Annotated in this window: 7 protein-coding genes (1 of these 7 running past the window's edge); 6 read left to right on the top strand and 1 reads right to left on the bottom strand. The window is 33.9% G+C overall.

Annotated features, from left to right (window positions below):
* Nucleotides 1-468 carry the start of a peptide chain release factor 3 gene (locus SLW70_RS00130; protein ID WP_320889833.1) on the bottom strand. The gene continues 1122 nt to the left of window position 1, outside the view, so the window shows 468 of its 1590 coding nt (coding positions 1-468); its start codon is at nt 466-468; its stop codon lies beyond the left edge, outside the window.
* Between the two features lie 509 nt (nt 469-977).
* Here SLW70_RS00130 and SLW70_RS00125 point away from each other — a divergent pair.
* The 6 genes from SLW70_RS00125 (at nt 978) to SLW70_RS00100 (ending at nt 10059) form a co-directional block, all read left to right on the top strand.
* The gene (locus SLW70_RS00125) at nt 978-2423 is read left to right on the top strand and encodes an SIR2 family protein (RefSeq protein ID WP_320889832.1); all 1446 of its coding nucleotides are present in this window, start codon (nt 978-980) and stop codon (nt 2421-2423) included.
* A 2-nt stretch (nt 2424-2425) separates the two neighbouring features.
* Complete coding sequence (locus tag SLW70_RS00120) at nt 2426-2917, top strand: TIR domain-containing protein (protein WP_320889831.1); 492 nt, start codon at nt 2426-2428, stop codon at nt 2915-2917.
* 2 nt (nt 2918-2919) lie between these two features.
* Nucleotides 2920-3510, top strand: a complete 591-nt coding sequence (locus SLW70_RS00115) for a toll/interleukin-1 receptor domain-containing protein (RefSeq protein WP_320889830.1) — start codon at nt 2920-2922, stop codon at nt 3508-3510.
* Nucleotides 3511-4253: 743 nt separating this feature from the next.
* On the top strand, nt 4254-5663 hold the full coding sequence (locus tag SLW70_RS00110) for a peptidylprolyl isomerase (protein ID WP_414458233.1): 1410 nt from the start codon (nt 4254-4256) through the stop codon (nt 5661-5663).
* Nucleotides 5664-5914: 251 nt separating this feature from the next.
* Nucleotides 5915-6868 (top strand): MoxR family ATPase, encoded by a 954-nt coding sequence (locus SLW70_RS00105; protein WP_320889828.1) that lies wholly within the window; start codon nt 5915-5917, stop codon nt 6866-6868.
* A 419-nt stretch (nt 6869-7287) separates the two neighbouring features.
* Complete coding sequence (locus tag SLW70_RS00100) at nt 7288-10059, top strand: bifunctional aconitate hydratase 2/2-methylisocitrate dehydratase (RefSeq protein WP_320889827.1); 2772 nt, start codon at nt 7288-7290, stop codon at nt 10057-10059.
* Nucleotides 10060-10160: the final 101 nt, after the last annotated feature.

Genomic DNA, 10160 nt, shown 5'->3' with positions numbered 1-10160 from the left:
TTCCACCTCGTCCATCAAGTCAAAGGCATCTTTACCCTCACGGTCCAGTTTGTTAATGAAAACAATAATCGGTATGTTACGCATTCTACAAACCGAAACTAATTTTTCCGTTTGTTCCTCAACCCCTTTGGCAACGTCAATCACCACAATCACACTATCAACCGCCGTGAGCGTTCTAAAAGTGTCCTCGGCAAAATCCTTGTGACCAGGAGTATCCAGAATATTAATTTTCTTCTCTTTATAGTTAAACGCTAAGACCGAAGTAGAAACCGAAATCCCTCTTTGGCGTTCGATTTCCATAAAGTCACTCGTCGCGCCTTTCTTGATTTTGTTGTTTTTCACGGCACCCGCCTCTTGAATCGCTCCTCCAAAGAGTAGTAATTTCTCTGTCAATGTGGTTTTACCAGCATCGGGATGTGAAATGATTCCGAACGTTCTTCTTTTTTGTATTTCTTCTAAAAAGCTCATATATAATTCTAAATGGTCTGCAAAAGTACTAATTCTATACCCGATTTAAAAACAAAGCCCCATTCTTTTATAACCCCCTGTTTTGATTGTTTTTTAGGAGCAGAAACTTCTCGTTTTTCAAGAACATTTCGTCCTGCTCTCCGCTATATCTTTTTTTTTATTTCACCCTGTCAGGGTTTTAAACCCTGACAGGGTGAAATAAAAAAAAAAGGATGCCGCTTCGATCAGGGCTAGGAAGGACGTTTTGTTTATCATAGTTACGATTTTTGGAGGAGTGCTTACACGGAAGATTTTATTTTTATTTAGTATTTTAAATATGTAAGAAATAATAAATATATTTGAAAATGAATAAAGTATAATGCCTTTCAGGTATGCCCACCCTTATTTTGGGTGACAAATCGGATTTTGTCAGACTTATACACTTGTTAGCGGCAATACTTATCAACATTCTCACTCAAAAAAAAATATTGTTATATTTTTGACAATACAATAACAAATCACATTGCTCTATGAAATTTTCTAATGAAATTGATATATTCATAAACGATTATGTCAAAGACCTTAATTCAGGTACTGCTGCAATTTTTGCTGGGGCTGGACTTTCTGTTCCTGCTGGTTATGTAAATTGGGCAGAGTTAATGAGTGAAATTGCTACCGACTTAGGACTTGATCTTAACGTTGAAAAAGATTTAGTTTCAATGGCGCAATTTCATGTAAATGAGAATCAAAATAGAACAAAAATAAATCGAAAAATTCTAGAGGAATTTACGGAAGATGTCAGAGAAACGGAAAACCACAAAATAATTTCTAGACTTCCTATATCATCAATTTGGACAACAAATTATGATAAACTTATTGAGAAGTCATTCGAAAAAGAACATATGGTTGTCGATCTGAAAGTTAACATTAATCAGCTTTTAAATACTAAACCTAAAAGAGATATTGTTCTTTATAAAATGCATGGAGATGTAGAATTTCCTAATGATGCAATTATCACAAAAGAACAATACGAACATTATCACCAAACGCATGAACCATTTGTGAATGCTTTGTCGGGTGAATTGACGACCAAAACATTTTTATTTATAGGTTTTAGTTTTAATGATCCTAACTTAGACTATGTTCTTAGCAGACTCAATTTTAGATTCAGACAGCAGCAAAGACAACACTATTGCTTTGTAAAAACTCCTCAGATTGGAGATTACAATATATCGGATCAAGCAAGTTTAGATTACAATGTCCGAAAGCAAAATTTAATTATAAATGATTTAAAACGATATGGCATAAAAGCACTCAGGATAGATAGTTATAGTGAAATAACAGAAGTACTCAAAGAAATTGAAAAACGCTACAAGAAGCAAACGATTTTTATATCTGGTAGTGCTGAAACTTATTCTCCATTCGACAGGAATCAATCCCTAGGGTTCATTCATAATATATCAAAAAAGGTAATAGAACATGATTATAGAATTGTCAATGGTTTTGGCTGGGGAATCGGAAGCTCTGTAATAAATGGATCATTAGAAGCAATATTTTCAAATCCAAAAAGATATTCTGAATCTCAATTAATTATGAAACCTTTTCCACAGTTTGAAACCGGAGGTAAAAAATTATTTGAAATGTGGGAAGAGTATAGGCAAAATATGATTTCAAAATGCGGTATTTCAGTATTTGTTTTTGGCAACAAAGATGTATCTGGTAAAAATGAAATTGCCAATGGGGTAATTAGAGAATTCGAAATATCACATGAACAAAATTGTATATGTATTCCTATTGGATTGACTGGCTACGCAGCATTGGAAATATATAATATTATATCTAAAGAGCCAGAAAAATATTACGACAAGCCGGATAAAGTTATGTCCTTTTTAGAAATACTGGCAACTTCTTCAACTTCTTTCGAAGAAGCATTAGTTATTTTAGAAAAATTATTGAAAGAATTAAAAAAACAATAAATATGGCGAGAAAAGTATTTACAAGTTTTCATTATGCACCTGATAATTGGAGAGCTTCACAAGTTAGAAATATGGGGCAAATTGAAGGTAATCCTATTGCAACTACAAACAATTGGGAAGAAGTTACAAGAGGTGGTAACAAAGCAATTGAAACATGGATTGATAACAATATGTATGGAAAATCATGTGTGATAGTTTTAGTAGGTAGCGAAACTGCTGGCAGAAAATGGATTGATTATGAAATCAAAAAAGCATGGAATGACGGAAGAGCATTACTTGGCATTTATATCCATAAATTAAAAGATATAAATGGCTATCAATCAAGCAAAGGATCAAATCCATTCTCTGGTTTCAATGTGGATGGAAAAAGTTTATCAAACATTGTTAAATGCTACGATTCACCTTATTATGACAGTAAAGACACATACAATTACATTTGGAATAATATTGAAAATTGGATTGAAGAAGCAATTAAAATTAGATCAAATTATTAAAGATGAGTGTCATTAGTAAATCTACACTTCTAGAAAATCGAAACAAAACTAGAACATTTTCTAAGTCTATAACTGACAGTTTATCAGAATTCAAAAAAGAAACAAGTGCGGGAAAAACAACTATTTTTCTTTCACACAAACATGATGAATTAGCTGAACTCGATAGCGCTGTTTCCTTTTTAAAGAGATTTGGAGTCAACATTTATGTTGACTGGTTAGATACTGGAATGCCAAAAAACACTTCAGGCAAAACAGCAAAACGTATAAAAGACAAAATCGATGAATGTGATAAATTTATTTTATTAGCTACTGAATCGGCCATAGCATCTAAGTGGTGCAATTGGGAACTTGGCTACGGTGATGCCAAAAGATATGATCGAAATATCGCAATTTTTCCAATTAGAAATGACGGTGATTCTTTTTCTGGAAGTGAGTATTTACAAATCTACCCGAGAATTGAATCAATCCAATCAAATACTATATCGAGAAAAATAGGTGGATATTTTGATGGCGGGTATTATGTAATCTCACCAACAGATGAAGATGGTTATTCATATTATACTAAACTTGAAGAATGGTTAAGCAGACGTTAGTACTGCCGCTAACAGCCTGTAACCGCAATCGCGGAGATTACGGTTACAGAACGTTTTGCTTTCACGAAGAAACATTATCTTCGGCAGAGAGAACTTCCCACTGGTGCTCGTCTGCGACGAGTACCTACTTACATTTGAAAAAAAAGTCGTAGCGTTTGCAACGCGGCTTACTTGCATAACTGAACTTTAGATTTTTATCCATCATATAATTGTTTTTCTAGGCTTTTAAATATCTATTTCTAATAATGGTAAATCAATAATAAACTTTAAAACCTTGTCGAGCTACTTGCGGAGATTCCTGCGGAATGACAAGATTGGGGTTACGGTTACTCTAAAATTTTGTGGTACTCTTTGCGAGTCTCTGTGCTTTTTCTTTGTGCATCTTTGTGGAATAATAACCATGAGCCGTTATTAAACGATAAGTAGTAAAGTAAAATCTGTTTTTATCCGTTTTTTAGCTTTAGCTAATCCGTTTCATCCGTGTTCTAACGCTTTTTTTTAGCGGGGCATCCCCAAAATAATTTCCGTAGATAATATTTTGTTAATAGTAAGGGCTAAACTTGTAATATGTAGATGAATTGTTATTTTTGTTCGTTTTAAACATTTAGCCAGTCTATAAATTTTTATTTACTGCAACTTATCACGTATATTTGGACGCGATAGGGAGTGTGACGAAAAAAGCGAAGGCAATAGTTTGGTTTCGCACCCTTTAAAAATATAATATGCCAATTAAAATACTCCGAATGAAATTTGTACATACTAAAATAGCCTTTTTGTTTTTCTTGATGTTGTTGTGTGGTCTTGGAATGAGTGCGCAAGAAATAATTAAGGACGTTGAGCCTGTGGTTCAAAAAACTGAAAATAAAGGAAGGCAAAAAATCGATGGTATTATAGCTACGGTTGGGGATTATATTATTTTGGATTCGGATATTGATAAATCATTTTTGGAGTTGTCAAGTCAAGGAGCATCAGTGAAAGATATCACAAGATGTCAAATGTTAGGAAAATTGCTAGAGGATAAACTATACGCTCATCAAGCGGTTCAGGATAGTATCAAAGTGACTGATGCGGAAGTGAAAGGGATGATGGAGGAGCGTTTGAATTATATGGTTGAACAAATTGGTTCTATTGAAAAAGTAGTTCAATACTATAAAAAAGATTCAGAAGAAGAATTTAAAACCTATTTCTTTGATATTTTGAAGGAGAATAAATTGACTTCTGAAATGCAAAAGAAGATTGTAGATGGGGTAGAAATTACGCCTGAGGAAGTTCGTAATTTCTTTAAGAAAATACCAAAAGACGAATTGCCAATGTTTGGTGCTGAAATGGAAGTAGCACAAATTGTGGTTACACCTAAGGTTTCTGAGGCAGATAAGAAAAAGGTAATTGAAAAATTGAATGAATTTAAAAAGGAAATAGAATCGGGTAGTTCTAGTTTTGCTACAAAAGCTGTTTTGTATTCTGAAGATCCGGGTTCAAGAGCTAGCGGTGGATTTTATAAAATGAATCGTAAAACACCTTTTGTAAAAGAGTTTAAAGATGTTGCTTTTGCTTTGAAAGAAGGCGAGATATCAGCACCATTTGAAACGGAGTTTGGTTTTCATATTATTTATATAGAAAAAATTAAAGGTCAGGAGTTGGATTTACGTCATATATTACTAGCCCCAAAGGAAACAGCTGCTTCATTGAAAGAAGCAAAGGATAAGATTAGTTTGATTCGAAAAAGAATATTGGATAAGGAAATCAGTTTTGCTGATGCTGCCAGAACAATGTCTGATGAAAAAGAAACTAGAGCTAATGGTGGAACTTTGATTAATCCTAAAACGCAAGATACTCGTTTTGAATTGACTAAAATGGATCCAGTGTTGTACAGTCAGGTTTCGAACTTGAAGGACAATGAGATTTCGCAACCTATTTTAGACGAAGAAAAGCAAGGGAAGAAAAGATATAAGTTGATTAATGTTACCAACAGAATAAACGAGCATACAGCAGATTATGCAAAAGACTATATTAAAATTAAAGATTTGGCTTTGAAGGAAAAGCAAATTCAAGCTATCGGAAAATGGTTTGATGAAAAAATCAAAGAAACCTATGTTAAAATACTAGGTGAATATAGAGATTGTGAATTCACAAACAACTGGTTGAAAAAATAATTTTAAGAAAAAGTATAACCACAAATTATACAAATTAGCACTAATTTAATTGTTGTGTTAATTTCACTAATATATATGAAATAGTCACGTAATTTTTTTATTCAAATTAACTAAAGTTTCTATTTCAATTAGTGTAATTGAAATTTCAGATATTGATTTGTGTTAATTAGTGTAATTTGTGGTAGAAAAAAATATAATTCGTGGTTTGAACCCAAAAACGAGCTCTTTTTTAATATAAAATTGATTCAAAAATGTCAGACGTAGCCGCAATACAAAATTTGGTTCAAAAACGTAAGGAACTTAAAAAAGAAATCGCCAAAGTCATTGTAGGTCAAGATGAAGTTGTAGACCAAATACTGATTTCTATTTTTTCTGGCGGACATGCATTATTGGTTGGTGTTCCTGGATTGGCGAAAACTTTATTAGTGAATACTCTTTCGCAAGCTTTGGGATTGGATTTTAAAAGAATTCAGTTTACCCCTGATTTAATGCCTTCTGATATTTTAGGAAGTGAAATCTTAGACGAAAGCCGTCAATTTAAGTTTATCAAAGGCCCAGTTTTTTCGAATATTGTTTTGGCTGATGAAATCAATAGAACGCCACCTAAAACACAAGCGGCTTTACTTGAAGCTATGCAAGAACGCTCCGTAACCATTGCGGGAGCTAATTATAAATTATCCTTACCGTATTTTGTTTTAGCGACTCAAAACCCAATTGAGCAGGAGGGAACTTATCCTTTGCCAGAAGCACAATTGGACCGTTTTATGTTTGCTATTAAATTAGAATATCCTTCTTTTGATGAAGAAGTAGAGGTGGTGAAACGAACAACTTCTGATGCTGTGAATACCATTTTGCCATTGTTCAACGCTCAAGAAATTATTGATTTTCAGCATTTGATTCGCAGGATTCCTGTAGCCGATAATGTCATAGAGTATGCAGTCACTTTGGTAGGCAAGACTAGACCTAATAGTCAGTTGTCAGATGCTTTTGTTAAAACTTATTTGGATTGGGGTGCAGGACCAAGAGCTTCCCAGAATTTGATTTTAGCCGCCAAGGCACATGCCGCTTTTCATGGTAAATTTTCACCTGATATTGAAGATGTCAAAGCAGTAGCTGTTGGGATTTTGAGACACCGAATTATTAAGAATTATAAGGCTGATGCTGAAGGTATCACCGAGGAAATGATTATTGGTAAATTAGTCTAATTAAATAGATTAGTTTTGATATAGTAATACACTAAGCTCCGATTTAACAATCGGAGTTTTTTTGTCTTCCTGTTTTTTGTTGTAAATACGATATCGTTTTAGTTGTAAAATATTGAAAAAGGCTATTTTGAGTGTTATATGTCATAACATTCTATTTCTAGTTTGTTAGAAAAAAGACGCCTGATTATTGATTCTTTATTTTTTTTGATAAATACGAGGTTTATTGATAATTTTAAACAGTCAAATTTGTTATTTTTCAATATTTTTTTTATCAAAAAATCACTTCTATTAAATTTTTTTAAATCTCAGCTTAAATACCTAAATTTGCATCTCAAATAAATAAAAACGACCTAGATATTATGGCATTTGAGGTTGAAATGATCAAAAGATTTTGCCATTAACATTGAAAATACTCTATTATGAATACTTATCAGGATTACATCCAAGAGATTGAAGAAAGAAAAAGCCAAGGTTTGAACCCTAAGCCAATTGATGGTGCTGAATTGCTAAGCGAAATCATTTCGCAAATTAAAGATTTGAATAATGAGTATAGAGCTGATTCTCTAAACTTCTTTATTTATAATGTTGTGCCTGGTACTACTCCTGCTGCTGGTGTGAAAGCTAAATTTTTGAAGGAAATCATTTTAGGGGAATCAGTTGTTGCTGAAATTACACCTGCTTTTGCTTTAGAGTTGTTATCACATATGAAAGGTGGTACTTCTATTGAAGTATTGCTTGATTTGGCTTTAGGATCTGATGTTGCTATCGCAAAAGAGGCGGCTGAAGTGTTAAAAACTCAAGTGTATCTTTATGAAGCAGATACAGAACGTTTAGAAGTAGCATTCAAAAACGGTAATACTATCGCTAAGGACATTTTAGAAAGCTATGCTAAAGCTGAGTTTTTTACAAAATTATCTGATATTCCAGAAGAAATTAAGGTGGTTACTTATATTGCTGGTGAAGGAGATATCTCAACAGATTTACTTTCTCCAGGAAATCAAGCGCACTCAAGATCTGACCGTGAGTTACATGGAAAATGTTTGATTTCTGCACAAGCACAGGATGAAATTAAAACTTTGAGTGAGGCGCATCCTGATAAGAGTGTGATGTTAATCGCTGAAAAAGGAACAATGGGTGTTGGTTCATCAAGAATGTCAGGTGTAAATAACGTGGCGTTATGGACAGGAAAACAAGCAAGTCCTTATGTTCCGTTTATCAATATCGCTCCAATCATCGCGGGTACTAATGGTATTTCACCAATTTTCTTAACTACTGTTGGTGTTACAGGTGGAATCGGAATTGACCTTAAAAACTGGGTTAAAAAGTTAGATGCAGAAGGAAATGTTGTTGTTGACGAAGCAGGAGATCCTGTTTTGGAAGAAGTATACTCTGTAGCAACAGGAACTGTTCTTACTATCAATACAAAAACAAAGAAATTATATAACGGAGATAAAGAGTTAATTGATATCTCTGCTTCTTTAACTCCTCAAAAAGTTGAATTTATCAAAGCGGGTGGATCATACGCTATCGTTTTTGGTAAAAAATTACAAACATTTGCTTGTAAAACTTTAAACATTGAGATTCCTCAAGTATATGCTCCATCAAAAGAAGTTTCTATTGAAGGGCAGGGACTTACGGCTGTTGAGAAAATATTCAATAAAAATGCTGTAGGAACTACTCCAGGTAAAGTGTTACATGCAGGTTCAGATGTACGTGTAGAAGTTAATATTGTTGGTTCTCAAGATACAACTGGTTTAATGACGTCTCAGGAATTGGAGTCTATGGCTGCAACTGTGATTTCGCCAATTGTTGACGGTGCTTACCAATCAGGTTGTCATACTGCTTCAGTTTGGGATAACAAATCTAAAGCTAATATCCCAAGATTAATGAAGTTTATGAATGACTTCGGTTTGATTACAGCTCGTGATCCTAAAGGGAATTATCCAGCTATGACCGATGTAATTCACAAAGTATTGAATGATATTACTGTTGATGATTGGGCTATCATTATTGGTGGTGACTCTCATACAAGAATGTCTAAAGGTGTAGCTTTTGGAGCTGATTCAGGAACTGTTGCTTTGGCATTAGCTACTGGTGAGGCTACAATGCCAATTCCTCAATCGGTAAAAGTTACTTTCAAAGGTGAAATGAAACCTTATATGGATTTCCGTGATGTGGTTCATGCTACACAAGCACAGATGCTACACCAATTTAAAGGAGATAATGTTTTCCAAGGTAGAGTTATTGAAGTACATATTGGTACTCTTACTGCTGACCAGGCCTTTACTTTTACAGATTGGACTGCAGAGATGAAAGCAAAAGCTTCTATCTGTATTTCTGAGGATGCTACTTTGATTGAATCATTAGAAATAGCAAAAAGCAGAATCCAAATTATGATTGATAAAGGAATGGATAATGCGAAACAGGTTCTTAAAGGCTTAATTGCTATTGCTGATAAAAGAATTGAAGAAATCAAAACTGGTGTGAAACCAGCACTGGCTCCAGATGCAGATGCTAAATATTTTGCTGAAGTAGTTGTAGATCTTGATGTGATTGCTGAGCCAATGATTGCAGATCCAGATGTAAATAATGCTGATGTTTCTAAACGATACACTCATGATACTATCCGTCCATTATCTTTCTATGGTGGAGATAAAAAAGTAGATTTAGGTTTCATTGGGTCATGTATGGTTCATAAAGGAGATATGAAAATCCTTGCTCAAATGCTTAAGAATATAGAGCGTCAACAAGGTAAGGTAGAATTTAAAGCTCCTCTTGTAGTAGCGCCTCCTACTTATAATATTGTAGATGAACTTAAGGCTGAAGGTGACTGGGAAGTATTGCAAAAATATTCTGGTTTCGAATTTGATGACAACGCTCCTAAAGCCGCAGCTCGTGTATCTTACGAAAAAATGTTATACCTAGAGCGTCCAGGTTGTAACCTTTGTATGGGTAACCAAGAAAAAGCTGCAAAAGGTGATACGGTAATGGCAACATCTACTCGTCTTTTCCAAGGAAGAGTTGTAGAGGATGCTGAAGGTAAAAAAGGAGAATCTTTACTTTCTTCGACACCTGTTGTAGTATTGTCAACAATTCTTGGTAGAACTCCTACTATTGAGGAGTATATTGCTGCAGTTGATGGAATCAGCTTGACTAAGTTCTCGCCTTCACATAAACAGTTAGTTGGATAATCATTTGATTATTTTAATATAATTCAAAAGCCTGAGCCATAAACTCAGGCTTTTTTTATAGCTCATTTTTTTGTATCTTGTAATGTTTAAAATAGGAATAA

Source organism: Flavobacterium sp. NG2 (assembly GCF_034119845.1).
GTDB lineage: Bacteria > Bacteroidota > Bacteroidia > Flavobacteriales > Flavobacteriaceae > Flavobacterium.
Note: the sequence above shows the minus strand (reverse complement) of the source record. Positions and strands in the feature narration are given on the sequence as shown.

What these genes read in the sequence shown, in the direction of transcription:
- SLW70_RS00125 (WP_320889832.1), top strand. Translation starts at nt 978, where the DNA reads ATGAAATTTTCTAATGAAATTGATATATTCATAAACGATTATGTCAAA.
- SLW70_RS00120 (WP_320889831.1), top strand. Translation starts at nt 2,426, where the DNA reads ATGGCGAGAAAAGTATTTACAAGTTTTCATTATGCACCTGATAATTGG.
- SLW70_RS00115 (WP_320889830.1), top strand. Translation starts at nt 2,920, where the DNA reads ATGAGTGTCATTAGTAAATCTACACTTCTAGAAAATCGAAACAAAACT.
- SLW70_RS00110 (WP_414458233.1), top strand. Translation starts at nt 4,254, where the DNA reads ATGAAATTTGTACATACTAAAATAGCCTTTTTGTTTTTCTTGATGTTG.
- SLW70_RS00105 (WP_320889828.1), top strand. Translation starts at nt 5,915, where the DNA reads ATGTCAGACGTAGCCGCAATACAAAATTTGGTTCAAAAACGTAAGGAA.
- SLW70_RS00100 (WP_320889827.1), top strand. Translation starts at nt 7,288, where the DNA reads ATGAATACTTATCAGGATTACATCCAAGAGATTGAAGAAAGAAAAAGC.